Origin of the sequence: Kitasatospora sp. NPDC051853, from assembly GCF_044452665.1 — a bacterium.
GTDB lineage: Bacteria > Actinomycetota > Actinomycetes > Streptomycetales > Streptomycetaceae > Kitasatospora.
Map to the genome: position 1 here is coordinate 913,487 of NZ_JBITBY010000001.1, position 26,740 is coordinate 940,226.

19 protein-coding genes are annotated in these 26,740 nt (G+C 73.6%); 9 read left to right on the plus strand and 10 right to left on the minus strand.

Annotation, left to right across the window (positions count from 1 at the left end):
• Window position 1: 1 nt before the first annotated feature.
• Together ACIA8O_RS04040 and ACIA8O_RS04045 are read right to left on the minus strand one after the other, a co-directional pair.
• Window positions 2-7,711, minus strand: a complete 7,710-nt coding sequence (locus ACIA8O_RS04040; protein ID WP_396291935.1) for a DNRLRE domain-containing protein — start codon at window positions 7,709-7,711, stop codon at window positions 2-4.
• Window positions 7,712-7,982: 271 nt separating this feature from the next.
• Entirely contained in the window at window positions 7,983-8,570 is a 588-nt protein-coding gene (locus ACIA8O_RS04045; protein WP_396291936.1) for a hypothetical protein, read from the minus strand.
• Between the two features lie 242 nt (window positions 8,571-8,812).
• Here ACIA8O_RS04045 and ACIA8O_RS04050 point away from each other — a divergent pair, with 242 nt between their 5' ends.
• Entirely contained in the window at window positions 8,813-10,312 is a 1,500-nt protein-coding gene (locus tag ACIA8O_RS04050) for a SulP family inorganic anion transporter (protein ID WP_396291937.1), read from the plus strand.
• A 61-nt stretch (window positions 10,313-10,373) separates the two neighbouring features.
• On the opposite strand, the gene ACIA8O_RS04055 is transcribed toward ACIA8O_RS04050, so the two are convergent.
• Together ACIA8O_RS04055 and ACIA8O_RS04060 are read right to left on the minus strand one after the other, a co-directional pair.
• A complete protein-coding gene (locus ACIA8O_RS04055; protein WP_396291938.1) occupies window positions 10,374-11,036 on the minus strand; it encodes a response regulator in 663 nt (220 codons plus the stop codon).
• Window positions 11,011-12,183, minus strand: coding sequence for a sensor histidine kinase (locus ACIA8O_RS04060; protein WP_396291939.1), 1,173 nt, complete (start codon window positions 12,181-12,183; stop codon window positions 11,011-11,013). The genes ACIA8O_RS04055 and ACIA8O_RS04060 overlap by 26 nt, the downstream gene beginning before the upstream one ends.
• Window positions 12,184-12,358: 175 nt before the next feature.
• Here ACIA8O_RS04060 and ACIA8O_RS04065 point away from each other — a divergent pair, with 175 nt between their 5' ends.
• Entirely contained in the window at window positions 12,359-14,686 is a 2,328-nt protein-coding gene (locus ACIA8O_RS04065) for an MMPL family transporter (protein ID WP_396291940.1), read from the plus strand.
• 10 nt (window positions 14,687-14,696) lie between these two features.
• On the opposite strand, the gene ACIA8O_RS04070 is transcribed toward ACIA8O_RS04065, so the two are convergent.
• The 6 genes from ACIA8O_RS04070 to ACIA8O_RS04095 all read right to left on the minus strand — a co-directional run bounded on the left by ACIA8O_RS04070 (window position 14,697) and on the right by ACIA8O_RS04095 (window position 20,778).
• A complete protein-coding gene (locus tag ACIA8O_RS04070) occupies window positions 14,697-15,452 on the minus strand; it encodes an MBL fold metallo-hydrolase (protein ID WP_396291941.1) in 756 nt (251 codons plus the stop codon).
• Between the two features lie 70 nt (window positions 15,453-15,522).
• A complete protein-coding gene (locus ACIA8O_RS04075; RefSeq protein ID WP_396291942.1) occupies window positions 15,523-16,512 on the minus strand; it encodes a GlxA family transcriptional regulator in 990 nt (329 codons plus the stop codon).
• Between the two features lie 191 nt (window positions 16,513-16,703).
• Complete coding sequence (thrS, locus tag ACIA8O_RS04080; protein ID WP_396291943.1) at window positions 16,704-17,942, minus strand: threonine--tRNA ligase; 1,239 nt, start codon at window positions 17,940-17,942, stop codon at window positions 16,704-16,706.
• 216 nt (window positions 17,943-18,158) lie between these two features.
• Window positions 18,159-18,503: a RidA family protein gene (locus tag ACIA8O_RS04085; protein ID WP_345279619.1), complete on the minus strand. Its 345-nt coding sequence runs from the start codon at window positions 18,501-18,503 to the stop codon at window positions 18,159-18,161.
• Window positions 18,504-18,568: 65 nt separating this feature from the next.
• Complete coding sequence (locus ACIA8O_RS04090; protein ID WP_396291944.1) at window positions 18,569-19,498, minus strand: alpha/beta fold hydrolase; 930 nt, start codon at window positions 19,496-19,498, stop codon at window positions 18,569-18,571.
• Entirely contained in the window at window positions 19,495-20,778 is a 1,284-nt protein-coding gene (locus ACIA8O_RS04095; protein WP_396291945.1) for a sensor histidine kinase, read from the minus strand. The genes ACIA8O_RS04090 and ACIA8O_RS04095 overlap by 4 nt, the downstream gene beginning before the upstream one ends.
• Before the next feature lie 140 nt (window positions 20,779-20,918).
• On the opposite strand from ACIA8O_RS04095, the gene ACIA8O_RS04100 reads away from it, so the two are divergent.
• From ACIA8O_RS04100 to ACIA8O_RS04130, 7 genes are all read left to right on the plus strand, one after another.
• Window positions 20,919-21,470 (plus strand): SMI1/KNR4 family protein, encoded by a 552-nt coding sequence (locus ACIA8O_RS04100; protein ID WP_396291946.1) that lies wholly within the window; start codon window positions 20,919-20,921, stop codon window positions 21,468-21,470.
• A 148-nt stretch (window positions 21,471-21,618) separates the two neighbouring features.
• Window positions 21,619-22,980 carry a glutamate--tRNA ligase gene (gltX, locus tag ACIA8O_RS04105; protein ID WP_396292117.1) on the plus strand — a complete coding sequence of 454 codons (1,362 nt, stop codon included), beginning with the start codon at window positions 21,619-21,621 and terminating at the stop codon, window positions 22,978-22,980.
• A 104-nt stretch (window positions 22,981-23,084) separates the two neighbouring features.
• Window positions 23,085-24,077: a phosphotransferase family protein gene (locus tag ACIA8O_RS04110; protein WP_396291947.1), complete on the plus strand. Its 993-nt coding sequence runs from the start codon at window positions 23,085-23,087 to the stop codon at window positions 24,075-24,077.
• Between the two features lie 91 nt (window positions 24,078-24,168).
• Window positions 24,169-24,531: a DUF6210 family protein gene (locus ACIA8O_RS04115; protein WP_396291948.1), complete on the plus strand. Its 363-nt coding sequence runs from the start codon at window positions 24,169-24,171 to the stop codon at window positions 24,529-24,531.
• Window positions 24,532-24,629: 98 nt separating this feature from the next.
• Window positions 24,630-24,857 (plus strand): hypothetical protein, encoded by a 228-nt coding sequence (locus tag ACIA8O_RS04120; protein ID WP_396291949.1) that lies wholly within the window; start codon window positions 24,630-24,632, stop codon window positions 24,855-24,857.
• 70 nt (window positions 24,858-24,927) lie between these two features.
• Window positions 24,928-25,476, plus strand: a complete 549-nt coding sequence (locus ACIA8O_RS04125) for an ArsR/SmtB family transcription factor (RefSeq protein ID WP_396291950.1) — start codon at window positions 24,928-24,930, stop codon at window positions 25,474-25,476.
• Window positions 25,473-26,738, plus strand: a complete 1,266-nt coding sequence (locus tag ACIA8O_RS04130) for an MFS transporter (RefSeq protein ID WP_396291951.1) — start codon at window positions 25,473-25,475, stop codon at window positions 26,736-26,738. Before ACIA8O_RS04125 ends, ACIA8O_RS04130 begins: the two co-directional genes overlap by 4 nt.
• The last annotated feature ends 2 nt before the right edge of the window (window positions 26,739-26,740 follow it).

A 26,740-nucleotide genomic window follows, 5' to 3' on the forward strand; every position in this document is an offset into this window, starting at 1 on the left:
ACTAGAAGAGGAACCGCAGGATGCGGGAGATGGTCTGGTTGACGTACTCGATGATCGCACCGGCCCATTCCGACCTCGACGCCGTACCGCTCAGGACGGGCGGCCTGCCACCTCGGAAGTCGGCCCGGGCGGCCGCGCCCTTCGAGGGGCCGAAGGCGAAACCGGTGCCGCAGCCCCGGCCGAAGAGACGGCCGCAGATCGCGCCCTTGCCCATCGCGGCGGCGGTGGACGGGATCCACTTGCCCATGCCCTCGTGCCGCTCCTCCGGGGTGGAGACGGCGTAGTGCGCGGCCAGGCCACCGGCGAAGATGGCCGCTCCGCCGACCACGACCGCCGCACCGCCGCAGACCACACTGGCCACGCAGAAGGCGACCGCCGTGGCCGTGACGGCCGTGACGCCCATGTTCACCAGCTTGTGCTTCCAGTTGGCGCCCCAGTCCTCGATCATGTCGTTCGCCTTCTTGCTGACGGCGGACTTGGCCGAGTTCCACTTGCAGCTCCAGCAGACCCGGCCGTCGAGGTCGTAGTTGCCGAGCGGGTCGCCGTTGACGTACTCGTACGCGTTGGCGTTGCCCCCGGCCACCGGGTCGGTGGACAGGAAGCGGCCGAGCACCGTGCTGTACAGACGCACGCCCATCAGGACGACGCCGTCGAGCGCCTCGGCGGAGCGCTGCTTGCCGCCGAGCCAGCCGTAGCGGGACTGGGTCTGGCCCGCGGCCGGGATGCCGAACTCGTCGAACTCGAGCGCGACCGGGGCGGTCAGGGCGGTGTCGGTGGTGACCACCACGCTGCCGAACAGGTCGGTCAGCTGCAGTCGGGTCGAGCCGGCGCCGGTGTTGGTGACGAGCGCCGCGAGGCCGCCGTCGGGGCCGGAGACGTTGCGGCTCCAGGTGCCGGCGGTGGTGTCCTCCACCGTCCAACGCGGGGAGTCGGTGTCGTCGCCGAAGTGGTTGAGCTTCGAGCCGGTCTGCGCCCAGGAACCGTCACCCTGCTTCTTGGACGTCACCGAGCCGGACAGGCGGCCCGCCGGGTCGATGGTCCAGGTCTGCCGGGAGTCGGCGGTCTCCTGCGAGGCGACCAGGTCGGTCGCGGTGTACCCGATGACCGTCCCGCTCGCGGTCCGGGTGGTCCGGCCGAAGGCGTCGTACTGGAAACCGGCGTCGGTGATCCGGTCCGCGCTGTCGTAGGTGTGGGTCTCGGTGACCGGGGCGGCGCTGGAGCAGGCTCCGCCGGCGGCGGGGGCCGAGGTGGACCGGGTGGTCCGGTTGAAGTGGTTGTCGTAGGTGTAGGTGCGGGTCGTGCAGCCGGCGGCGGCGGTGCTCTGCTCGGCCTTGGTCAGGCGGCCCAGCCGGTCGTAGGTGTAGGAGCGGGTGGAGGTGGAGGTGGTGTTCCTGGCCACCTGCGCCTGGGTCGAGAGCTCCTGGGACTGGGACCAGACCACCGCGCCGTCGGAGGCCCGGGTGTAGCTGCGGGCGACCGTCCGGCCGGAGGCGTTGCGGGTGTCCTTGCGGACGATGCCGCCGGGGTAGGTCTGCTCGGCCGGCTGGCCGTCCGGACCGTACGTGGCGGTGAACTCGCCGGCCACGCTGTCGGTCACCGAGGTGACCATGCCCCGGGGCTCCTTGGCCCGGTCGTAGGTGTAGGTGGTGGAGCCGGTGGGGTCGGTGACCTTGACCGGCTTGCCGTACTTGTCGAAGTCGGTCGTGGTGGTGCCGCCGGCTCCGTCGGTGTAGGAGTACACCCGGCCCAGCGCGTCGATCTGCTTGGTGACCGAGGTGCTGCCGGTGGTGGTCCGGAACGCGACGCCGTTGGCCGGGTCGTACTCGGTGGTCTTCTTCGGCACCGCCTGACCCTCGCCGCCGGTCACCTCGACCGAGGTGATCCGCCCGACCGCGTCGTGCACGGTCGTGGTGGAGCGGGTCTTGCCCGCGTTGGTCTCGGTGACGACCTCCGCGTCGGCCAGCCGCGAGTAGCCGGTGATCCGCTTGACCGGGAGCGTGGTCGGCATCCGTGCCGGGTCCGCACCGGTCACCGCGGCGCCGGGGCCGCTGGTGCACTGGAGGCCGGCCCACTCGGGGCGACCGCCGCAGGCCGCGTCGGCCGCGTTGGCACCGGCGGTGTAGAAGACGTTCCGCACGGTGCTCGCGTCGGCGGTGGCGGAGCCCGGCGAGCGGACCTCCTCCGTCCGGCCCTGGGCGTCGTACTTGGTGGAGGTGGTCAGCGCCGTCCCCGCCGCGTCGGTGGTCACCGAGGTCGGGCGCTTGAGCGTCCAGCCGGCGGTGCCGCCGATCGGGGCGTCGTAGCCGTTCTTGGTGACGCGGAGCTCGGCGTCGGTGGCGTAGCCCTCGATCCGGGCGCCGTCGGCGATGGTGGTGGGCAGGTGGTAGGCGCGCCCGTCGGGCTTGCCCTCGTCGAAGGTGTTGGCCGTGTGGTCCCGGGCGAGCACCGAAGTACCCATCGGGAGCGTCGGGTTGACGGTGGTCTTGGTCAGGGTGAAGGTGTCGAACCCGGCGTGGAACCGCTCGCCGGTGGAGGCGGCGTTGGTGCCGGTCACCAGCATCTTGAGCGAGTGGTCACCGCGGGCCAGGTGGATCGGCGTCCCGGTGGTGAAGGGGGCCACCGCCGGGGTGGCGGCGTACTCGTCGATCGGGGAACCGAGGTTGGTGCCGTCGATCGACAGCTGCACGATGCCGTGGTCGTTGTACTTGGTGAGCTGCCCGCTGAGGACGTAGTCGCCCTCCTCGGGAACGCTCACCCGCACCGTGTCCTCGGCACCGACGGCCGTGCCGCGCAGGCTCAGCTGCGCGCCGCCCGACCAGGTCAGGCCGCAGCAGTTGGCGTCCATCTTCAGCGGGTAGTTGGCGCCCAGCTGGGGCAGCGTCTCCGCCTCCGAGGTGACGGCGACCGGGTTGGTCTGGCCCGCCATGGTCTCGGCGAGGGTCGCCCGGTAGAGCGGGCCGAGCGTCTCGGCGACGTCCTGGCCGTCAGCGGTGTAGGTGGTGCGGGTGTCGAGCAGCCGCGCCCGGTCCGCCGAGGCGGTGGGCAGGCCGAGCTCGGCCGTGAAACGGGTGGCGTCCGGGTGGGTGCCCAGCGCCACGGCCCGGTTGGCGGCGTCGAGTGCCCGCACCACGTGGCCGAAGCGGTCGTACTCCTTGGTGGAGATGTCGCCCTTGGCCGTGACCGAGGGCAGGGCGGTGTTGACCTCGTTGCCGGAGGCGTTGAGGTAGTGCACCCCGGCGGGCTTGTAGCCGTCGGGGCCCGGGCCGGCGGCCGAGGCGGTGTGCGTGCCCGGGTCGTCCTCGGGGCCGAACACGGCGGTGGCGTCGGTCGGTGCGTCGGTCTGCGCCCACTGGGCGACGTCGGCACCGGCCATGTCGTACGGACCGCCCGCGGCACGGGTCAGCGGAACGCCGTACACCACGCGGCTGGTGGTCTCGCCGCTCACCTGGTTCTTGGTGCCGGCGACCAGTGCGCCGCGGCGCACCCGGAGCAGGTGGCCCGGGTCCTGGTCGGCGCCGGCCTGACCGTAGTCCAGGTCCCAGGCCAGCTGGCCCGGGGGAGCGATCCGGGTGGCCCGGCCGTTGGCGTCGTAGGTGTACGCCGCCTTCAGCGGGGTGGTCTGCCGCGGGTCCCAGGTCTGGGCGAGGCGGCCCTGCTCGTCGTACAGGTAGTGCACGACCTCGACGGCCTCCTGCTTGGAGGTGGCCGGGTTCCAGGACCAGACCTTCACCGAGCGGACCCGGTCGGTGAAGTCACCGGCGGTGCCGGCGACGGCCGTGGTGGTGGTCGCGTAGTCGTACTCCATGACCTCGCAGCCGCGCGGCAGCGGGGCGACGGTGCAGTGGTTGAGGTCGTCGACCCCGGGCTCCACCGGCGGGATGACGCGGGTGGGGAGTGCGCGGCCGTCGGTGCTGTCGTAGAGGTAGCGGGTGGTGGAGGCGCCGTCCGGGCCGAGCTCGCCGGACACCTGGTAGTTCGCGGTGCCGGCCTGCCGGGCGAAGGTGGTGGCGCTGCCGTCGATGTCGGTCAGGGTGTAGCTGGTGCCGTTGGTCTGGAGGTCCCAGATCTGCCAGGAGCCGCCCCAGCAGGTCCAGATGGTGCCGCCGAGGTTGGCGTCGAGGCACTTGCCGGACTGGCCGTTGACCAGCGACTTGTTGGCCTGCAGGCGCCACTGCTGGTTCGGGCTGCCCGAACCGCAGGACCACAGCACCATCCGGGTGTTGTCGGCGGTGGCGCCCCACGGGTTGTCCAGGCAGTAGCCCATCACCTTCAGGGACAGGTCGTCCCCGTAGGTCCACTGCTGGTTCGGAGCGCCGGTGCAGGGGGCGTACTGCGGGTTCACGCCGTTGCCGGGCGCACCGTTCGGCACCTCCAGGCACTGCCCGAAGGACGTGACGATGGGGCCGGAGGTGGCGGCGGCGGCCTTGAGGGTCAGCCGCTCGGCCCCGGGCTCGGGGAAGAAGCTGCCGTCCGCGCCCTTGGCGAAGGTCAGGGTGGTGTCGTCGTTGTGCTTGATCTCGACCAGGTCGGAGGCCGGGAAGGAGAGCGACCGGTAGGTGGTGCCGGCGCCCGCCTCCGGACCGCCGGCCCACTGCGGGCCGAACGGGGCGACGATCTCCTTCAGCGAGAGGTCGTCGAAGAAGACCTCCTTGCCGGTGCCGGCCGCGAAGCCGTTGAACAGCCGGAACCAGGCCTCGGTCGCGTCGGCCGGGACGGCCATGTCGACCGAGAGCTGCTGCCAGCCGTCGGTGAACGAGGCCTTGGGGGAGAGCACGTCCTTGTAGCCGGCCGGGGTCCGGTAGACACCGTCCAGGCGCAGGCCGAGGTCGGCCCGCTCGGGGTTGAGGCCGGAGGCCGAGGGGACGTAGATCCAGCCGGTCAGGCGGTAGGTCCTGCCGGGCTTCATGCCCTGGCCGAGGGTGTACTCCGGGCCGATCGCGGCGTAGGACGCCCAGCTGTTGGACGGCTTGATCAGGAGGGAGTCGGTGGAGTTGTCGTGGCCGCGCACGGTGGAGCGGGTGACGTCGGCGGGGCCGGCCACGAAGCCGGTCAGGTCACTGACCTGGCGCTGGCCCGGCGTCAGGCGTTCGCCCTGGGGCTGCCAGCCGCGGCCGAGGCCGCGCGAGCCGTACGTGCGCTTGACCGACATGCCGAACTGGTCGGCGTCGGTGTTGGACACGGTGTAGTCACCGGTGAGCAGGTTGACCGAGCCGGGGCCGACCGGGGTGGTGGCCGCGCCGTCCGCGTTCTGGTCCACCGTCATGGTGTTCCAGCCGGTGGCGGTGCCGGTGCCGGAGCCGTCCTCGGGGAACATCAGCGCCCGGACCTGGACCACGCCGCCGATGTTGCCGAGGGTGTCGACCACGGTCCAGTTGGCGTGCGTGCCGAGGTCCGCCAGGCGCGGCTTGGGGTCGGTGACGGGGGTGTTGTCGGCCTTGGTGAGGTTGGCGAGCGGGACGTTGTACTCGGTGGCACCCGGGCCGCGGCGGTACTGGTAGACCACCCGCTTGAGGTCGGCCTGCGCGTCGACCGAGAGCTTGACGCGCTTGGCGGACTTGCTGCCGTCGACCGGCGAGGTCAGACCGGCCCGGCCCACCTGGAAGGCGAAGGTGGTGGCGTCGGAGAGGTTGCCCGCACGGTCCTTGGCCTGCACCTTGAGGGTGTGGTGGCCGTCGGTGCCCGGGGTGATGGAGGTGCTTGCGGTACTGGTCGCGTTGACCGTCACCGGGGCGCCGCCGTCCAGGGAGTGGACGAACCCGATCAGGTCGTTGGTGCCGGCGGGCGGGGTGAAGGTGAACGTCCCCGCGGTTCCGGCCGCCCCGTGCCAGAGGCCGTCGGCCGGGTAGGTGGGCGAGGTGACGAACGGCGCGCCCGGCTTGGTGGTGTCCACCACGAAGGAGCGGCCGACCCAGCCGGACTGCGCGTTCGCGTCGGAGACCCGCATCCAGACCGAGTAGGTGACGCCCTCCTGCAGGTTCGGGAACCCGAGGTCGGCCGGCGTCACCTGGAAGTAGGCCCCGGCGGGGGCGGTGCGGTAGATGCCGTTGAGGAAGGTGGAGCCCTGCCACAGGTCGACGTTGACGCCGACACTGCCGCCGTCCGGGTCGGCCACGAAGGCCTGGAACCGGGGCGAGGCCGAGGAGGTGTAGGTCGGGTCACCCGGGACGGAGGGCAGTACGTCCACCGAGCTCGGGGTCAGCGGGACCGAGTTGTACGTCACCGAGATGTACGGCACGGCGCCGCCCTCGGCGGAGGAGAACTTCTTCCACGCGTAGGAGTCCGACTCGTTGTCGGCCTTCAGGCCGACGGAGCCGTAGTCGTTGCCGGTGCCCGCCCAGTCCGAGGCGAGCCGGGTGATGTCGGCCTTGACCCAGCCGGAGCCGTCGGGGTTGGTGCACTGGTGGTTGTCGGTGCCGGTGTCGACGTCACGGGTGTCGAAGGACCACGCGTACTCCTGGCCCCAGGTCGGCTGGCTGGTCCAGCGGGTGCCGGTGGAGGCGTCGTTGGTGTTCCAGACCTCCCACTCCTTGGCCGTACAGGAGTACGAGTGGAAGTTGAACAGGTTGAGGGTGGCCCCCAGGACCTGCTTGCCCTTGAAGCTGGAGATCGGGAACTGGAGGAAGGACCGGGCCACGTTCGCGCCGCCGTCCCAGGAGCCCACCTTCAGCTCGGCCGAGGCGGACTGGTCGGTGTTGACGCCGGTCTGCACCCAGGTGTCGAAGGTGGTGGCGCGGTCCACGGCCGGGTCGACCGTGACCGGGAACTGCGTCTTCGGGTCGGCCAGGAAGGCCGCGTCCGGGGTGAAGACCAGCTCGGCGCCGGCACCCTCGCCGCGCAGCTCCATGGAGACGGCGCCGCGGTGCAGGTGCTCCGCCGACTTCTCGTCGACGGCGGCGTCCCACATCACCGGGGCCGGGATGCGGACCGGGGCCTTGCCGGCCTCCGCGGCCACCAGGCGGATACCGCCGTCGGCCTGACGCTCGATCCGGTAGCCGGTGGTGTCCACCGGCAGGGTGAGGGTGCCGGCCTGGGAGACCGCGGAGCGGTCCTTGACGATCAGGTACTGCTCGAAGCCGGTCCGGGTCGCCTCCAGCACCAGGTCAACGCCGGGACGGGCGTCGGGGTAGGTGGCCTTGGAGCCGGACAGCTTGGGCTTGGGGAGTTTGCCGAGCCAGCCGAGCTCGACCTGCTCCTGGCCCTTGCCGACCTTCACCAGGCCCTGACCGGCCGGCTTCGGGGCGTCGGCCGCGGCGGCGGCCTGGTTCGAACCGGCGGCGCCCTTCAGCCGGCCGCGTGCGGCGGCCTCGGTGCCCGGCAGTGCGTCGCCGACCTTGACGCCGGCGTCGCCACCCGCGAACTCCAGGCCCTCCGGGTGGGCCTTGGGCGTGATCTTGCCGTCCGGCCGCTCCACCAGGGTGGTGTCGACCGGGACCCAGGCCTCTCCGGACTTCATCCGGACCGGACCGTCGGCGATCTCCTGGGTGAGGGTGCCCTCGGGGTTGGCCCACAGGGTGGTGTTGGCGGTGCGGGCACCGGTCACCTCGATCCGGCGCTTGTTCAGCCGGGCCGCCAGCAGCGCCGAGGCCTCGTCAGGGGCCTCGGTGGCGGAGGGGGTTGCCGCGGCGGTGGGCTTGGCGCCGGGCTTCGGCGTGCTGCCGGTGGACGCGACCGCGTCCACCACTGCGCCGGTCTGCACGAGCAGACCGAGCACCGCGACGGTGGATATCCGCCGCAGGGTTGGCAGTGAGAAGGCCCTGCCCGCTGATGCGGATAGGGCCTGATCGTTCTTAGGCAAAATCGGTCCTGATGACTTGGTGCGGATGATCATGCTCCGGGGAGCGCCGCACAACCTCTCACGCTGCGTGAACGTCCATCGCCACCAGGGATATCGATCATGCAACGATCGAGGTCCGCCGGGAACCAGCGGCGACCTTTGTCCGTTTTGCTCCGATCATGATCATCAAGGGTTTCCGGTCGGTTGATCATGACTTTTCGATGTCTTGACCGTACCCCCCGGAAGCTGTGCTCCGGTCCGTTCGATCCGTCCACGGACGGCCGGGGAGCGGGACGCGGCGGGCGAGTTCGCGGGCGGCGCGGGCCATCGCCGCGTCGACCTCCTGCGGTGGGGGCAGCGGGCCGGTGCGGTTCCAGAGCCAGTCCATGACCTCGTGGACGGGTGCCAGCTCCTCGCAGACGCCGTACGCGTCGGCGACGTTCTCCAGCACCAGGCCGATGCCCTCGCCCGGGTCGAGCCAGCCCTCGGTGACCTCGGCGGCCCACCAGCCGGCCAGGGCCAGGCGGCCCTCCCAGTAGCCCTGCGGCGGGTGGAAGCCGAAGCCGAGCTCGTCCATCACCCGGTCGAACAGGGCCGGGGCCTCGTCGTGTTCGGCGCTCATCAGGGCCGCGAGGTGCAGCAGCGAGGGCGTGCAGAGGCCGGCGTCGAGGGAGCGGAGTGCGGCCTCGATCAGGAGGTGCGGCTCCTCGTGACGGCCGTCGACCCAGGAGTGGGCGATCCGCCGCAGTTCCAGCACCGCCTCGGCCTCGGTGGTGGGCACTCCGTTCGTCTCCATGGCGGGCATGCTGCCACGGGGCCCGGGGCGGCCGGTAGCGGATTCCGGGCCGTCAGGGCCGCTGCCCGGCCGCTGACCTGACGGTCTGTCGGGAGGGTTGAGTCGGGTAGCCCCGACGGCGGCCGACGGCGCCGGGGCCGGCCGTAGAGTCACCCACTGCCTCCCCGGCCCCGCCGCCGGACCACCCGCACCGCCCCGTCCCACCGCCGGGCCGGGCCCGAGCACGACGAGGTCCACCAGCCGTGTCTTCCTCCACCCCCGCCTCCCCGGCCGGCCGCTTCCGCCCCGACTGGCTGTCGGACCCGAGGGTCTGGCGCACCGAGGTGCTGGCCGGCCTGGTGGTCGCGCTGGCGCTGATCCCGGAGGCGATCTCCTTCTCGGTGATCGCCGGGGTCGAGCCGCAGGTCGGTCTCTTCGGCTCCTTCACCATGGCCGTGGTGATCGCGGTGGTGGGCGGCCGGCGGGCGATGATCTCGGCCGCCACGGGCGCGGTCGCCCTGGTGATCGGGCCGCTGAACCGGGAGCACGGCCTCGGGTACCTGGTGGCGGCGGTGATCCTGGCCGGGGTGTTCCAGATCGTGCTGGGAGCGCTCGGGGTGGCGCGGCTGATGCGTTTCGTGCCGCGCTCCGTGATGGTCGGTTTCGTCAACTCCCTGGCGATCCTGATCTTCCTGGCCCAGCTCCCGGAGCTGACCCGCGTGCCCTGGGCGGTCTACCCGCTGCTGGGGCTGGGCCTGGTGCTGATGGTGTTCTCCCCGAAGCTGACCAAGGTGGTCCCGGCGCCGCTGGTCACCGTGGTGGTGCTCACCGCCCTCACCCTCGGCGCCGGGATCGCGGTGCCGACGGTCGGCGACAAGGGCGGGCTGCCGGACTCGCTGCCGGTGCCGGGCCTGCCGGACGTGCCGCTCACCGCGCAGACCCTCGTCACCGTCGCCCCCTACGCACTGGCGATGGCGCTGGTCGGCCTGCTGGAGTCGCTGATGACGGCCCAGTTGGTGGACGAGCTGACCGACACCCGGTCGAGCAAGACCCGCGAGTCCGTCGGCCAGGGCGTCGCCAACATCGTCACCGGTCTGTTCGGCGGCATGGGCGGCTGCGCGATGATCGGCCAGACCATGATCAACGTCAAGGTGTCCGGCGCCCGGACCCGGCTCTCCACCTTCCTGGCCGGGGCCTTCCTGATGGTGCTGTGCGTGCTGCTCGGCCCGCTGGTCTCCGGGATCCCGATGGCGGCCCTGGTCGCGGTCATGGTGATGGTCTCGGTCGGCACCTTCGACTGGCACTCCGTCATGCCCCGGACGCTGCGCCGGATGCCGGCCGGGGAGATCGCCGTGATGGTGGTCACCGTCGTGGTGGTGGTCGCCACCGCCAACCTCGCGGCCGGCGTGGTGGTCGGCTCGCTCACCGCCATGGCGGTCTTCGCCCGCCGGGTGGCGCACCACACCGAGCTCTCCGCCGTCCGCGACCCGGACGGCGGGCGGGTGGTCTACACCTTGGACGGCGCGCTCTTCTTCGCCTCGGCCAACGAACTGGTCACCCGCTTCGACTACGCCGGCGACCCGGACCGGATCACCATCGACCTCAGCCGCGCCCACGTCTGGGACGCCTCCTCGGTGGCCGTGCTGGACGCCGTCACCGCCAAGTACGCCCAGCGCGGCAAGACCGTCGAGCTCACCGGCCTGAACACCCCGAGCGCCGCCCTCCACACCCGCCTGTCGGGTGAACTGGCCTCCGGCCACTGACCGTTGGGCCAGGGCGCGTGGCGGGTGCGGCCCGGCACCCGCATCCGGCCCGGCACCCGGCTCAGGTGCCGGGCAGGATGCGGCGCGTCTCGTAGGCCCACATCGCGATCTCGACCCGGTTACGGGCGCCGAGTTTGGCCATCAGGCTGGCCAGGTGCGTCTTCACCGTGCTGAGGCTGATGTGCAGTGCGTCGGCGATCTCGGTGTTGGTCAGACCGCGGGCGACGGCGAGGAGCACCTGCTCCTCGCGGGCGGTGACGGGGGAGACCGGCTGGGCCGCGGGCCGGCCGGCGGGCAGGTCCGCGAAGGCCCGGAGCAGACGGATGGTGACGCTGGGCGCGATGAGCGCCTCACCGCCGGACGCCGACCGCACGGCCTGGGCCAGGAGGTCCGGCCCGGTGTCCTTGAGGAGGAATCCGCGGGCGCCGGCCCGTAGTGCGCCGTAGACGTACTCGTCGAGGTCGAAGGTGGTGATGACGACCACGGCCAGCGGATCGGCGACGCCCGGGCCGGCCAGTGACCGGGTGGCCTCCAGCCCGTCGACCACGGGCATGCGGATGTCGAACAGGCAGACGTCGGGGCGCAGTTCGCGGGCCAGACGTACCGCTTCCCGTCCGTCGGCGGCCTCGCCGACCACCTCGATACCGGGCTGGGCGTTCAGCATGATCCGCAGCCCGGTGCGGATGATGGCCTGGTCGTCAGCGACGAGGACGCGGATGGACACCGCTCTCGGTCCTCCCTCTCGGCAGTTCGGCTTCGACGTGCCAGCCCCGGTCGGCACCGGGCCCGGCTCGTAGTGTGCCGCCGAGCAGGGCGGCGCGCTCGCGCAATCCGGCAAGTCCGTATCCGGCACGGCCCCGGCCGGTGCGCTGGCCGTCGTCGTGCACGCTCACCCGTACCGTGCGCGGTTCCGCGGTGACCCGGACGACGACCTCGGTCGCGTTGACCGCGTGGCGCACGGCGTTGGTCACCGACTCCTGCACGATGCGGTAGACGGCCGCGTCCACGGCCGGGGGCAGCGTGTCCAGTTCGCCGTCGAGCCCCAGGTCGACCCTGAGGCGCCCACCCGGGGTGCGCACCAGGCGCTCCAGGTCCGCGACACCGGCCAGCGGCGCCAGCTCGGCGCCGGCCCCGCGGTCGCGTAGCGCGGCGACCATGGCCCGCATCTCCTCCAGCGTGCGCGCCCCCTCCTCCTCGACCCCCTCCAGTGCCTCGACGGCGGCGGACGGGTCGGTGGCCGCGAGCACCCGGCCCGCCTGGGCGACGATCACCATGGCCGAGACGTGGTGGGCCACCGTGTCGTGCAGTTCCCGGGCGAACTGCTCGCGCTCGCGGGAGCGCACCTGCTCCAACTGCCGCTGACGGGCCGTCACCCCGAACCGCACGGCTGCCCCGAGCAGGCCGGGCAGCATCAGGAAGACGAAGCCCCCGACCTGTTCGGTGGCCGGGGTCCGGTCCACGACGGTCGCCAGCACGAAGGCCGTGAGGATCACCGCGCCGCCCAGGACGGTCTCCCGCCCCGATCCCCACCGGGGCAGCGCGTACACCAGCACGATCACGACCACGCTGGTGTCCAGGCCGACGTGCCCGCGCGGTGCGGCGGCCAGCGAGACCAGCTGGAGCAGGATCACCGAGCCGAACGCCAGCGTGACCGTCGCCAGGGGGTGGGTCCGGCGCCACAGGGGCAGCAGGCACAGCCAGACGGTGAACACCACCGCCACCGGCCGCCACACGAGGTCCTCGCGCAGGCCGGTCTCCAGCACCACACCGACCAGGGCCGCGGCGAGCAGCACCCAGTCCCGCCACACCCGGGCGGGCGCGCCGGGCGGCCGGGGTTCGTTCCACAGGGTTCGCAGGTCGTCTCGCAGCACGGTTCCCAGCCTAGGGACCGCACCGTCCCGCGCATCGGCCGAAAGGACGGGACGTCACTCCGCCCCGGGGCCGGGGGATCTGCGGCCCGCGGGCCGATGCCGCGGCGCGCCGTGGCGACGAACCTCGGCATCGGCGGCCGTACAAGGACGGCCACCGAGGTGGTTGGAGGAACCGATGCTCTCGAAAGCCCTGTTGCGCCTGGGCGCAAGCGCTGCCCGCCATCCCTGGCGGGTGATCGCGGCATGGCTGGCTGCCGCCGCGCTCGCCGTCCTCGCCGCGGTCACCGTCGGCGGGCGGACCGCGGACTCGATGACCGCTCCGGGACTGGACTCCCAACGGGCCGCGCAGCTGATCGAGCGGGCCGGCACCGGCCAGGAGGGGATGACCGCCCAAGTGGTCGTCACCCCCCTCGACGGCGGTGCGACGTTCCTCGACCCCGGCAGCGCGCGCACCGCCCTCACGCAACTGCGGACCGAGGTGCAGCGGCTGCCGCACGTGCTCGGCACGAGCGACCCGGTGGGGGCACTCGACGCGGGCGGGGACGCCGCCGTGCGCGGCGGCCTGGTCTCGGCCGACGGGCGGATCGCGGTCGTCCGGGTGCAGTACCCCGACCAGAGCCGGCTGTCGGCCGAGGACCTGCACGCCCTCGTCGGTCTCGGCGACCGGCTGCGCGCCGAACTGCCCCTGCGCATCGAGATGGGCGGGAGCCTCTTCTACGCCTTCTCCGACCCCGACGGCGGCGTGAGCGAGCTGATCGGTCTTTTTGCCGCGGCCGCGATCCTGTTCCTGGCCTTCGGTTCGCTGGTCGCCGCCGCGCTGCCGATCGGCATGGCGGTCTTCGGACTGACCGTCGGGGTCGCCACGATGACGGTCCTGGCGGGGGTGACGGACGTCCCCGCCTTCGCACCGGTCCTGGGCAGCATGGTCGGGCTCGGGGTGGGCATCGACTACGCGCTGTTCGTGCTCGCCAGACACCGGGAGTACCTCGCGCGCGGGCTCGATCCCCGCGAGGCGGCGGGGCGGGCGGTGGCCACGGCGGGCAGGCCCGTGGTCTTCGCCGGTGGCACCGTCGTGGTGTCGATCCTCGGCCTGGCGGTGGCGAACGTCCCGTTCATGACGGTGGGTGGGATCGCCGTCTCGATCGTCGTCCTGATCATGGTGGTCGCGTCGGTGACGCTGCTGCCGGCCTTCCTCGGCGCCGCCGGCCCACGCCTGGCCAGGGCCGGCCGGATCGGCCGGCTCGGCCGGGCCCTGCGGACCGGGAGGCCGGGCCGACCCGCGCGGCGGCCGGACCCGGCGGCAGGAGCCGTCCGTGCCGCCGGGTGGCGCCGCTGGATCGGGCACGTCAGCCGGCACCCGGTGCCGTACGCGGCCGGTGCGGCGGGGCTGCTGCTGGCCGCGACGCTGCCGGTGCTCGGTCTGCGCGTCGGCCTGCCCGACGACGGCTCACTGCCCCCCAGCCGTACCGAGCGCCGGGCCTACGACCTCGTCGCCGAGGGGTTCGGCCCGGGCACCAACGGTCCCCTCGTCATCGCCGCGGACCCCGCCGGTGATCCGGGAGTGCTGGACCGGCTCGTCGCGACGGTCGCGGCGGACCCGGGCATCGCGTCCGTCGTGCCGACGCACACCGACCGGGCCACCGGCATCGCGACCCTCGTGGTGTTCCCGACCACCAGCCCCCAGGACAAGGCCACGGCCGACACCATCGCCCGGCTGCGCACCGACGTGCTGCCCACGGCGATCGGTCCCGGCCCGGCCAGGGCCCACGTCGGCGGCGCCGCCGCGAGTCTGTCCGACGTGGGCCAACGCACCAGCGAGCGCCTGCCGTTGTTCGTCGCCGCGGTGCTGGCGATGTCGTTCCTGCTGCTGATGCTGGTCTTCCGCTCGGTCCTCGTACCGCTCAAGGCGGTGCTGCTGAACCTGCTGAGCATCGGCGCGTCCTACGGCATCATGGTCGCGGTCTTCCAGTGGGGTTGGGGAGGCGCGCTCATCGGGCTGGAGGCGACGGTCCCGATCGTGTCGTTCATCCCGATGTTCCTGTTCGCCATCCTGTTCGGCCTGTCGATGGACTACGAGGTGTTCCTGCTCTCCCGCGTGCGCGAGGAGTACCTGCGCACCGGCGACAACGGCACGGCGATCGTCGAGGGCATCTCGGGCACCGCCCGGATCATCACCTCGGCCGCCCTCATCATGGTGGCGGTCTTCGTCTCCTTCGCCGTCGCCGACGACCCCTCCACCAAGATGTTCGGGCTCGGCCTGGCCACCGCGATCCTCGTCGACGCCACGGTCGTACGCATGGTGCTGGTACCGGCGACCATGACGCTCCTCGGCCGGACCAACTGGTGGCTGCCGAAGTGGCTGGACCGGCTGCTCCCCCGCGGCCCGGTCGGCACCGACGGTGCCGACGGTGCCGACGACGGCGCCGTCGGCACCGGCGCGGAATCCACGGGTGGGGCCCCGGGGCCGCGGCTGGTCGACCGCGACCCGCGGTACGCGCCCTGAACCGGCACGGCTAGTCGGTCCTCGTGCGCAGGCGGCCGGAGCGCTCCAGCCGGGTGAGCCGGGCGTCCTCGCGCTCGGCCCAGCGGCGGACCCGCTCCGGGGCCAGGGCCGGGCCGTGGCCGACGTGCAGGCGGGTGGGGGAGAGGGCGAGCATCCGGCGGAGGCTGGCGAGGTTCTGCCGGGCGTCGTCGTGGAAGGGAGGGTTGGCGGGGCGGCCGGGGAGCAGGCCCATGAAGGAGTTGGCGATCAGGTCACCGGCCACCAGCTCGCCGTCCCCGGTCAGCACCGAGACCGACCCGGCGGTGTGGCCGGGGGTCGGCACGATCCGGGCGTCCAGCCCGAAGTCCGCGAGGTCGGTCTCGCCGGTGACGGGCAGCCCGGGCTCGAACGGCTGGGCGCGGACGTGCAGTTCGCGCCGCCGGGCCATCAGCCGTCCCATCGGCCCGTTGGGCAGGTAGGGCTCCCGGGCCCGTCCGGAGCGGTACGGTCCGAGGTCGGCCACGTGGGCGGCGACCGGCGCTCCGGTGAGGCGGTGGATCTCGGCGGCGGACCCGAAGTGGTCGATGTGGCCGTGGGTGATGACGATCAGTGCCAGCTCGGCCGGGTCCACCCCGTGGGCGGCGATCCGGTCGAGGACCCGCCGCCCGCTGCCGGGGATGCCGGAGTCGACCAGGACGGGACGGCGGCCGAGCAGCAGGTGGGCGTTGACGGCGTGACGGCCGAGCACCGGGATCGGGACGACCTGGGTGCGGGTGGTGCCGGGCATGGTTCTCCTCGGGAACACGGGCAGGGTGAAGTGCCGGCGCGGGAACGGCGGTTGATCGGGCGCGACGGGTTCAGAAGCGGCGGCGGTACTCCGCCGGGGTGGTCCCCAGGCGGCGCCGGAAGACCCGGTGCAGCGTCTCGACCGAGCCGAGTCCGCTCGCGGCGGCGACCTCCGGCAGGCCGAGCCCGGTCTCCTCCAGCAGCCGGCGGGCGGCCTCCAGCCGGGCCGACTCCACGTACACCGCCGGGGTCCTCGAGGTCCGTTCGCGGAACAGGCGGGAGAAGTGGCGCACGCTCAAGTGCAGCCTGGCGGCCAGGGCTTCGGCGGACAGGTCCTCGGCGAGGTGCTCGGCGATCCACCGCCGCAGCCCGTCGATCCGGTCGTCCTCGGCCTCCCGGACGGAGAGCGGGACGCTGAACTGGCTCTGCCCGCCGGGCCGTTTGACGTACATCACCATGGCGCGGGCGGTGGCCAGCGCCAGCTGCTGACCGTGGTCCTCGGCGACCATGGCGAGCGTCATGTCCAGGCCGGAGGTGACGCCGGCGCAGGTCCAGACCCGGCCGTCCCGGACGAAGATCGGATCGGGGTCGACCCGGACCTCCGGGTGGTCGGAGGCCAGCCGGGCGGCGGTCAGCCAGTGCGTGGTGGCCGGCCGCCCGTCGAGCAGCCCGGCCGCCGCCAGCAGGTGGGCGCCCGCGCAGATCGAGCCGACCCGCCCGGCCCGGGGCGCCGACCGGCGCACCCACTCCACCACCTGACGGTCCACCACCGGTTCGACCGCCCCGCCGCCCCCGGCGGGCTCGATCGCCCCGGCGACCAGCAGGGTGTCCAGCGGCCCGCGCACCTCGTCCAACCGCAGGTCGGCCAGCAGCCGCACCCCGCTGGAGGTGGTCAGCGCCCCGCCGTCGACGGTGGCCACCCGCACCTCGTACCCGGCCCGGGCGGCCCCGGCGGCCCCGGTGAGCCGGGTGGCGACCGAGAAGACCTCGGCGGGGCCGGTGACGTCGAGCAGTTCGACTCCCGGGAAGGCGGCGATCACCACACGGTGCGGAGCGGGCATGCCCCGATCCTGCCGCCCGCCCGCGGATGTCCGCAATGACGGGCTTCTGTCACATCCGGCCACCGCGCGGAGCGTTCTCTGCCGTCTCTGCCGTCTCTGCCGTCTCTGCCGTCTCTGTCGGCGGGCCGAGGGGCGGACGTTTCCGGCGTGTGCGGTGTGCGGGGTCGACGGGCCCACGGGGCCTACGGGGCCTACGGGGCGGCCGGGTTGTCGTCCTCCTCCCACAGCTCCGATCGCCGGTCGGCGACCGCCGCGCCGATCCGAGCCACCAGTTCGCCGACGGCCACTCCCGGGACCTGCCGGCCGTCGCGCAGCCGCAGGGCCACCGCGCCGTCCGCCGCCTCCCGTGCCCCGATCACCGCCTGGTAGGGCACCAGTCGCGCCTGCCGGATCCGCGCACCCAGGCTCCCCTCCTCCGGCGCGGCCAGTTCGGCCCGCAGGCCGGCCTCCAGGCAGCGCGCCACCAGCCGTTCGGCGTCGGGGAGTTCGGCTCCCGAGACGGGCAGGACCACCAGCTGGACGGGTGCCAGCCAGGTGGGGAAGGCACCGCCGTGCTGCTCGATCAGGTGGGCGACGGCCCGCTCCACGCTGCCGATGACCGCGCGGTGCACCATCACCGGGCGGTGCTTGGCGCCGTCGGGCCCGGTGTACTCCAGCCCGAACTGCTCCGGCTGGTGGAAGTCGACCTGGACGGTGGAGAGGGTGGACTCGCGCCCGGCTCCGTCGGCCACCTGCACGTCGATCTTCGGCCCGTAGAAGGCGGCCTCGCCCTCCGCCGCCTCGTACGCCACGCCGGAGGCGTCCAGGACCTCCCGCAGCAGCTCGGTGGCCCGCCGCCACTTCTCCGGCGCCGCGACGTACTTGCCGCCGGGCCCGGGCAGTGAGAGCCGGTAGCGGGCGCCGGTGATGCCGAGGTCGCGGTGTGCCCGTCGGATCAGTTCGAGCGCGGCCTGGGCCTCTCCGGCGACCTGTTCCAGGGTGCAGAAGACGTGCGCGTCGTTCAGCTGGATCGCCCGGACCCTGGTCAACCCGCCGAGCACGCCCGAGAGTTCGGCCCGGAACATGCCGCCGAGCTCGGCCATCCGCAGTGGCAGTTCGCGGTAACTGTGGGGCCGGGAGCGGTAGATGACGGCGTGGTGCGGGCAGAGGCTGGGGCGCAGCACCATCTGCTCGCCGCCCAGCTCCATCGGCGGGAACATGTCCTCGCCGTAGTGCGCCCAGTGTCCGGAGATCTCGTAGAGCTCGCGTTTGCCCAGCACGGGGGAGTGGACGTGCCGGTACCCGGCCCGGCGTTCCGCCTCCCGGACGTACTCCTCCAGGGCGTGCCGGACCACCGCGCCGTCGGGCAGCCAGTACGGCAGCCCGGCGCCGATCAGGCGGTCGGTGTCGAACAGGTCCAGCTCACGGCCGAGTCGGCGGTGGTCGTGCACGGTGGTCTCCTCGCGGTACGGCGGAGCGAGCGACCACACGGCGAAGCCCCGGGGCACTCGCCCCGGGGCTTCGGACTCAGGTCATGGGTCAGCGCGCCGGGACGTACTCCGGCGTCGTCGTGCGGAACATGCGGGCGCGCTGCTTCATGCCTCCGACGCTAGCAGCGGCCCGCCGCTCCCGCCGAACGGTTTTCCGGTGACCCGCCGTCAGCGGGGTCAGACCGCCGCGGTGACCACGATCTCCACCCGCACGTCCGGGTGGTAGAGCGCGGCCTGCACGGTCGCCCGGGCCGGGACGGCGCCGGCCGGCACCCAGGCGTCCCAGGCCTCGTTCATCTGCGCGAACTCGGCGATGTCGGCCAGGAAGATCTCCGCGCGCAGGATGCGGGTCTTGTCCGAACCGGCCTCGGCCAGCAGCTTGTCGATGCTCGCCAGCACCTGCACGGTCTGCTCCGTGGTGCCCGCCGAGAGGTCACCGGCGACCTGGCCGGCCAGGTACACGGTGCCGTTGTGGACGACCGCCTCGCTCATGCGCGCGTTGCTGCCGATTCGCTGGATCATGGGGGACCTCCTGGAGGTACGTGGGGCGGGGGGAGCGTGGAGCTTGATCACTCCGGGCGCGCCGATCATAGGGGCGGTCCGCCCCGCCCGTCCGAGCTGTCCGAATGGAGAGCAGACCCGGGTGCGGCGATCCGGGCCGGTGCGTCCCCCGCCGTCACCAACCCGGCCAGCAGCTCCGGGTGTTCGTCCACCAACAGGTGCCCGGCCGCCTCCACCACCCGCAGCTCCGTCCCCAGCGCGCGCCGCACCGCCGGGGCGAGCCGGCGCGGCGGCAGGAAGACGTCGTGCCCGCCGCTCACCACCAGCAGGGGCGGGCGGTCCCCGGCCGGGGGCGGCACGGCCAGGCCCGGCGCCCCGCTGGAGCGGCTGTGCCGCGCCACCAGCGTCATCCACTCCACCAGCTCCGGCGCCGGAAGGTGCCCCGGACCGTGCATGGCCCGCACCAGGCGCTCGCTGCGCGCCGGCCCGGGCCTCAGGTACCAGGCCGCCGAGGCGGCCAGCAGGCCGGGCGTCAGCCGCAGCCCGCAGAGCCCGCCGGGGGAGAGCAGCACCGAACGCCGCACCAGCGGGGAGCGGGCGGAGAGTGCGACGGCGGCCCCGAACGAATGCCCCGTCAGCACCACCGACCGTGCCGGGAGTCCGGCTGCCACCTGCTCCAGGACCTCGTCCAGCCAGCCGCCGTACCAGTCGAGCCGCCCGCCGGAGAGCCCGCGCCGTCCGTCGCTCAGTCCGGGCTGGCCCGGCACGTCCGGCACCAGCACCCGGCACCCGGCCGCCACCAGCGCGGAGAGGAAGGGCAGCGAGGCCGCCGCGTTGAGGTTGGTGCCCGGCACGAACACCACCACCTTCCCGGAACCGGCCGTCAGCACCCGGGTGTCCGCCCCGGCCGCCGTCAGGCGGAGGTGCTCGTGCGGCACCGGCCAGGCGTCCAACCGCTCGGCGCACCAGCGCCGCACCGCCTGCCGCCCCTCCGGGCTGCGGTAGATCGACTTCACCGTCCGGTCTCCTCGTCCGTGCCCGTGCCCGTGCCCTCGTTCTCGTCCTCGTTCTCACCCTCGTCCTCGGAGCGGCCCGGGGCGGGCAGCGTGAGCAGCACCTCGAAGCCGCCCTCCGGCCGGGGTCCGGCGCTCACCGTGCCGTGGTAGACCCGGGCCCGTTCGCGCATCCCGATCAGGCCGTGCCCGGCCGAGGGCCCGCCGCCGACGCCCGCGCCGTCGTCGGTGACCCGGACGGTGAGCCGCTGCGGCCCGTACCGGACGCGGACCGTGGCGGTGGCCGGGCCGGCGTGCTTCAGCACGTTGGTCAGCGCCTCCTGGACCACCCGGTACGCGCACAGGTCCATCCCGGGCGGGAGCGCGAACGGCTCGCCCTCGCAACGGAGTTCGGCCGGAACGCCGGCGGCTCGGACGCGGGCGAGCAGTTCCTCGACCCGGCCCAGGCCCGGTGCCGGTCCCTCGTCCACCTCCGTACCGTCCTCGGTGGGCCCGTTCGACCCGTCCGGCCCGACCCGGAGCAGGGTCAGCATCCGCCGCAGCTCGTCCAGCGCCTCCCGGCCGGTCTCCGCGATGGTGTCCAGCGCCCCGCGCGCGGTCTTCGGGTCGCTCTCGAAGACGTACGAGGCCACGCCCGCCTGGAGCGAGACCACCGACAGGTGGTGCGCCACCACGTCGTGCAGCTCCCGGGCGATCCGCACCCGCTCCTCGGTCAGCGCCTCCGTCACGGCCTGCTCCGCCCGGGCCTCCTGTTCGGCCCGCAGCCGCCGCGTCAACTCCGCCAGCCGGACGCTCCGTTCGGCCGCCAGCCCGGCCGTGCGGCCCAGCAGCGCGACCCCGACCGGGAACGCCACCGCCTGCACCAGCACCGAGTCCATCGACCCGTGCGCCCGGTGGATCAGCCCGGCCACCACCCAGGCCAGGCCCACCGACACCGAGCACAGCACCGTCGCCACCGGCCCCGAGGCGGCCGCCACGGCGTACAGGGCCAGCAGCACCGCGGGGGAGTTGACGACGGGCCAGTACCCGAGACCGATCGACACCAGCCAGACCGCCACCGTCATGCCCAGCACCGGCACCGGCGCCACCCGCCGGGCCGCCAGCGCCAGGCCGATCAGCACCGTCAGCAGCGCACCCCGGCCGTCCGGCGCGTGCCAGCCCCCGGGCGGTGCCTCCCGCCCCAGTACCAGCGCCGCCAGCGTGTACGCCACCGCCAACCCGGCGTCCACCACCCGGGGCCGGCGCAGCCCCCGCCCCACCCGTCCGAGGAATCCCCGTCCCATCAGCACCGCCGCAGCCTATGCCGCCCGCCCACCCACCCCGACAGCCGCCTCCCCCTCCGAACGCACCCCACCACGGCGGGCCCCACCCGTCCGACGCCCCGTCAGCTCCGTTGTCGGTCGCCCCTGTCAGCATTCCCCTCGTGACCACCACCCGTGACCCCTGCCCCGGCCACGACGTCCTCGACGCGCTGCGCGCCGCGTTCCCGCCGGAGTGGCGCGAGCCACCGCTGGGGCAGCGGGCCGTCGCCGCCTGGGAGGCCGAGCACGGGGTGGCCCTCCCCGAGCCCTACCGGACCTTCGTCGCCGAGATCGCCAACGGCAGCGCCGTCGGCCCGGCTGAGGACGGCGGCCTGCAGCCGCTCGGCCTGCTCCCGGCCCAGTGGCCCGACCTCGGGCCGGGCGGCCGCCGGCCGGGAGCCCCGTTCCCGGTCGAGGCCGCCTGGTGCTGGGAGGACGAGGAGGACGGTGACCCCGACGACCCGCGCATCGACGCCGCGTTCAACGACGGCTCGGTGGTGCTCGGCTCGGACGACGGCCAGTCCTTCTGGCTGCTGGTGACCACCGGGCCGCGGCGGGGCGAGGTCTGGATGGTCGCCGACGTGGGTGTCACCCCGGTGCCGACCGCGGGCGGTGCGTGGGGCTTCGCCGAGTGGGTCGGTCAGTGGCGCGCGGAGGAGGACGGCTGGTCGTGAGAGGGGTCCCGGCGGTCGGCCCGGCGGCCGGTCGGCGGGTGTGGCGAGGGGCCCGGTGACCATGGGAGGTCTCCGGAGTCAGTAGGCTTCCCCCATGACCGAGGTATCCCGTTCCGTCCGTGTCCGTTTCGCACCGAGCCCCACCGGCATGTTCCACGTCGGAGGTGCCCGCTCCGCCCTGTACAACTGGGCGACGGCGCGACAGCAGGGCGGCACGTTCGTCCTGCGGATCGAGGACACCGACGCCGCCCGCAACAAGCCCGAGTGGACCGACGGCATCATCAGCGCCCTGGCCGCCATCGGCATCCACGGCGGCGACGAGGCCTTCGAGGGCCCCTACTTCCAGTCCGCCAACGCCCCGCTGCACCGCGCCGCCGCCGAGAAGCTCTACACCGCCGGCCGCGCCTACCACTGCGACTGCACCCGCGAGCAGCTCGCCGAGCGCACCGGCTCCGCCCAGACCGGCTACGACGGCCACTGCCGCGACCGCGGCCTGGAGTACGCCGAGGGCCGCGCGCTGCGCTTCCGCACCCCGGACGAGGGCACCACCGTCGTGGTCGACCTGATCCGCGGCGAGCCGGCCTTCCCCAACTCGGCGATGGAGGACTTCGTCATCGCCCGCGGCGACGGCAGCCCGGTCTTCCTGCTGGCCAACGTCGTGGACGACGTCGAGCAGGGCGTCACCCAGGTGATCCGCGGCGAGGAGCACCTCTCCAACACGCCCAAGCAGCAGCTGCTCTGGGAGGCCCTCGGCGCCACCCCGCCGGTCTGGGCGCACCTGCCGGTGATCGTCAACGAGAAGCGCCAGAAGCTCTCCAAGCGCCGCGACAAGGTCGCTCTGGAGGACTACCTGGCCGAGGGCTACCTGCCCGAGGCCCTCGTCAACTACCTGATGCTGCTCGGCTGGGGCCCCAAGGACGACGTCGAGATCCGTCCCTACGAGGAGATCGAGAAGCTCTTCCGGGTCGCCGACGTGAACGCCGCCTCGGCCTTCTTCGACGTCGCCAAGCTGCGCTCCTTCAACGGCGAGTACATCCGGGCGATGGACGTGGCCGCCTTCACCGCGGCCTGCGCGCCGTGGCTGGCCGCCGACCGCGCCCCGTGGGCCGCCGAGGACTTCGACGCCGAGGCCTTCGCCGTGCTGGCGCCGCTGGCCCAGTCCCGGATCGCGCTGCTCTCCGAGATCACCGAGCAGGTCGACTTCCTCTTCCTGCCGGAGCCGGTCCAGGACGAGGCCTCCTGGAACAAGGCCATGAAGGCCGGCGCCGCCGACCTGCTGCGCACCGCCCGCACCCGCCTCGCCGGGGCCGCCTGGCAGGCCGACGCGCTCAAGGCCGAGCTGGAGGCCGTCGCCGCCGAGCACGGCCTGAAGCTCGGCAAGGCCCAGGCCCCGATCCGCGTCGCGGTCACCGGCCGCACCGTCGGCCTCCCGCTCTTCGAGTCGATGGAGGTCCTCGGCCAGGAGCGCACCCTGGCCCGTCTGGACGCGGCCATCGCCAAGCTTGGCTGACGGACGCATCGCCGGCCGCCGGCCTGACGCGTTCTCAGGGCCCGCCCGCCCCCTCCGGGGTGGGGCGGGCCCTTCGCGTGCCTGCGCTCACTACCCTCGACGGGGTGAAGACCCGACCGGACGACCTCCGCGACGAGCAGCTCCGCACCGGCCTGCTCGCCTACGGCCTCACCGCCGCCTCCCTGGCCTACGCTCCCGTCGGCTTCGGTGACCACCACTGGACCGCCACCGACCCCGACGGCCGCCGCTGGTTCCTCACCGTCGCGGACCTCGCCCACAAGAGCCACTGCGGCCCCGACCCGGACTCCGCCCTCTATGGCCTGCGCGCGGCGATGTCCACCGCCCGGTCGCTCCGTCAGCTGGGCCTGCTGGTCGCCCCCTCGTCCACCCCGGACGGTGAGACCGCCGTCCGGCTCTCGCCGCGCTACGCACTCAGCGTCTTCCCGTACGCCTCCGGCACCCCCGGCGGCTTCTCCGACCGCCTCGCCCCCGCGGACCGCCGCCTGCTCCTCGACGCCCTGGCCCGGCTCCACACCGCCGCCCCGCCGCCCGGCACACCCGTCCACCACCCCGGCCTCTCCGACCGCCCCCGCCTCGACGCCGCCCTCGCCTCCCTTGCCACTCCCTGGACCACCGGCCCGTACGCCGAGCCCGCCCGCACCCTGACGGCCACTCACCTCCCCACCCTGCGCCGCGCCCTCGCCCACCTCGACCGCACCACCGCCACCCTCACGGGCCCGCCGGTGGTCACCCACGGCGAGCCTCACCCCGGCAACCTGCTCCGCCACCCCGACCACGTCCTCCTGGTCGACTGGGACACCGTCGCCCTCGCCACCCCCGAACGCGACCTCTGGCTCCTCGCCCCCACCCCCGACGACCTCGCCCACTACACCGCCACCACCGGCCACCCCGTCGACCCCGCCGCCCTCACCCACTACCGCCTCCGCTGGGCCCTGGAGGACATCGACGCCTACCTCCACCGGTTCCGCAGCCCCCACACCGACGACACCGACACCCAGGACTCCTGGACCGCCTTCACCGGTACCCTGGCCGACCTCCCCCGCCTCCTCCCCGAGGAAATCCCGTCGAGCCCTTGAGCGCGGGGCTGCCACACTGCGCCCCATGACGAAGCGTCACCACGTCCTCCTCGACCCCGACGGCACCGCCGGCCGCGACTAGCTCTGCCTGGTGGTCGAGGCGGGCACCGGGGTGGTCCACCACCAGCAGTACGGCGGCACCACCAACCGCCAGGGACAGGTCGAGGGTTTCCTGGTCCCGCTCCACAGCCCCGACCAACTCGCCTGCCTGCGCGCCCTGTTCGAGCGGGACCTGCGCGGTGGTGGCGCCGAGGGGCACCGGTGGACGGCCGAGCAGCGCGCCCGCCTGCGCTCCGCCGTTTCGGCCATCCGCTACTGGACCTCCGACGGCACCGACGACCACCCCCACTCCCTGCGTCTGGACGACAGCCGCACCGCCGAGACGGACGAGGCCTGGGTCCCGGTCCTCACCCCGGACGGCCCGGCCGTCCTGCTGTGGTCGAACTCCGACTGAGCGGCATCCCGGCCGGCCCCGTCCTGCATCCTTCGGTGTACCGCGTTCTCGCCCCTGGGCAGGACGAACGTCCGGCGCCGCCGCGAGAGGCTCGATCCATGCGGATCACCATCGGATACATCATCGAGAGCCTCGGCTACGTCGTCGGGGCCCAGGGCCTGCTCGGCTTCGTGTCGCGGACCTTCTTCGGCGCCGAGTGGGGCTGGCTGCACAAGATCGTCGAACTCCCGTCCCCCGCCCACCTCGGCGTGGTGGCCGGGGGTGCGGTGCTGGTCCTCGGCGGGATGCGGTTGCGGAAGACCCCCGATCCCCAGAGCGCCGCCTGACGCCGGGTCACCGCGGCCCGTTCGGGAAACCCTCTTGCGCAATGGTCAAGAAGTGTTGACCATTGGGGGTATGTCCAGCGATGATCTTCCCGAGGCGCTCCACCTCTCCACCGACGAGCAGCTCCGCGCCGTCTCCAACCTCACCCGCCACCGCATCATGGCGGTGCTCCGCTTCGAGCCCTCGACGATCACCCAGATCGCCGACCGGGTCGGCATCGCCAAGGGCAGCTCCAGCTACCACGTGCGGATCCTCGAACAGGCCGGGCTGATCAAGGTGGTGCGGACGCGGAAGGTCCGGGGGGTCATCGAGCGGTACTACGCGATGGCCGCCCGCTCGATCGTGCTGCCCGACCCGGGGGAGGGCGGCCCCGACGTGCTCATGCGGCACGCGGTGGCCGACCTGGAGGCCTCGCCGTCCGACGGCGAGCGGCACGTACGGATGGCCCACCTGCGCCTCACCGACGAGCAGTTCGCCGAGCTGGGCGCCCGCCTGGAGGCCCTCGCGGACGAGTACCGCGCCCTCTCCGACCCGTCCCTCCCGGACGCCTCGCTCGTCTTCGCGCTCTTCCACCCCGGCACCCGCAACCAGGCCGACCAGGCCGAGGAGAACACCAAGTGACCCTTGCAGTACAGAAGTTGCCGACCGGTTTCGGACGGCTGTGGACCGCTCAGACGGTCTCCTCCCTCGGCGACGGAGTGCTGCACTCCGCCCTGCCGCTGATCACCCTCACCCTCACCCGCGACCCGCTCGCGATCGCCGTCGTCACCGCCGCCGGCACCCTGCCCTGGCTGCTCTTCGGCATCGTCGGTGGCGCGCTCGTCGACCGCTGGGACCGCCGCCGCACCATGTGGGTCGCCGACGCCGCCCGCGCCGTGCTGCTCGCCGTACCGGCCGCCGCCCTCGCCCTCGACGCCCTGAGCATCCCGCTCCTCGCGGCCGTCGCCTTCCTCCTCGGCCTCGGCGGACTCTTCTTCGACACCGCCGCCACCGCCTACCTCCCGGCCCTGCTGGGCCGCGACGCCGCCCTGCTGGAGCGCGCCAACTCCCGCATGCGCGGCACCCAGACCGCCGCCGCCGGCTTCGCCGGCCCGCCCGCGGGCAGCGCCCTGCTCGCCCTCGGCCGCTCGGTGCCGCTGCTCGCCGACGCGCTCTCGTTCGCGCTCTCCGCCGCGCTGGTGCGCTCGCTGCCCGCCGTGCCCCGGCCCGCGCCCGAGGCCCGCGAGTCACTGCTGAAGCAGGCCCGGGCCGGAGCCTCCTACGTCTTCCGGGACCGCCTGCTGCTCGGCCTCGCGCTGCGCCCCGCCGTCGGGAACGTCGCCTTCCTCGCCATGGAGACCGTGCTCGCCCTCTTCGCCCACGACCGCCTCGGCGTCGGCACCTCTGGCTTCGGCCTGCTCCTCACCGCGGAGGCCGTCGGCGGCCTGTTCGGCGCGGGCTTCGCCTCCTTCCTCGGCCGACGCCTCGGCACCGGCACCGCCCTGACCTGCACCGCCACGGTCGAGGGCCTCGCGATCCTGGCCGTCGCCGCCGCCCCGAACCCTTATGTCGCCGGCCTCGGCCTGGCCGTCTGCGGCGCGGGCATCGGCGCCACGATGGTGCTCGCCCCGTCGCTCCGTCAGGCGATCGTCCCCGCCCACCTGATGGGCCGGGTCGCCTCCACCTCCCGGATGCTCGCCATGTGCGCGGCCCCCTTCGGCGCCTTCCTCGGCGGCTGGCTGGCCACCGCCTACGACGTCCGCACCCCGATCTTCGTCGCGGCCGGCCTGCTGCTCACCATGACCGTGGTCACCGCGACCATGACCAGCAACCGCCGCGTCGAGGCGGCCCTGCAGGCCGCCGCCTCGGCGGAGGAGCCGCCCCGCCCGGCCGCGCTCGTCTGACG